The sequence below is a fragment of the Pseudomonas sp. JV245A genome (assembly GCF_032424515.1).
Lineage (GTDB): Bacteria > Pseudomonadota > Gammaproteobacteria > Pseudomonadales > Pseudomonadaceae > Aquipseudomonas > Aquipseudomonas protegens.
Genome location: NZ_VYKE01000451.1, coordinates 1 through 847, shown reverse-complemented (window position 1 = coordinate 847; position 847 = coordinate 1). Strand labels below are relative to the sequence as shown.

At 61.7% G+C, this 847-nt stretch carries 1 protein-coding gene and 1 pseudogene; one reads left to right on the top strand and one right to left on the bottom strand.

Annotated elements, in window-relative coordinates; genetic code table 11:
* Positions 1–416: helix-turn-helix transcriptional regulator (locus tag F6S12_RS32375; protein WP_409999886.1), on the bottom strand; the 416-nt coding region annotated here is incomplete at its 3' end.
* Between the two features lie 216 nt (positions 417–632).
* Here F6S12_RS32375 and F6S12_RS32370 point away from each other — a divergent pair.
* A pseudogene (locus tag F6S12_RS32370) lies at positions 633–847 on the top strand (MFS transporter); the annotation flags it as partial.

The following is an 847-nucleotide window of genomic DNA, read 5'->3' as shown; positions in this document are numbered from 1 at the left end:
ACCCGCTGCTCCAGGGTCGGCAACGGCGCGCAGACGCTGAGGTACTCGGCGCTGTTGGCCCGCTCCATATCGCTGACGATGCGCTCCACGCCGTCGGCGCCATACACCGCGCGGATCGAATCGATCAACTGCAGGGTCAGGTTGGCGTGGGTATCGGGAAAGCGTGCCTGGGCCAGCTCGGTGAGCACCCATTTCTGTGAGGGCCGCCCGGCGCCCTGGGCCGGCATCAGTTGGCCGACGATCAGTTCGCTGTCCACCAGCTTCTGCAATTGCTGGCGCGCGGCTTCCTGGGACACCTTGAGCAGCGGCGCCAGGTCGGCGGTTTTCAACGGGCCGCGGGTTTTCAGCAGAAACAGGATCCGCTCGGCGGTAGCCCCGGGGCTTTTCTTCTCGGTGGAGGGGGAAATCGAAGACATCTGGGCCATTAACCAATGCACAGGTGGGGTATCAGGAGCGTCCATGACGCCGGCAACCACGCAAGCATAACAGGCTCGGGCGCAGGGGCTCGCAGCTTGTCGATCCATTGCCTGCTGCTGGGGGGAACTGCGGGAACGGCTGGAAAAAACAATTATCAAAGTATTTGCTTGTGTATTACATTCGCCCAATAGCGAACAACACACATGGAGAACGGCATGGCATCGACAAGCGGATGGTCGGCACTGTTACTGGGCAAGAACGGGCTGCGTTCTGCGGCCCTGGCCGGTGGCGTGGCCCTGCATGCAATCAACGTCTACCTGGTAACCACCCTGTTGCCTTCGGTGGTCAAGGACATTGGCGGCCTGGACTACTACGCCTGGAACACCACCTTGTTCGTGGTGGCCTCGATCATCGGCTCGGTGCTCTCCAC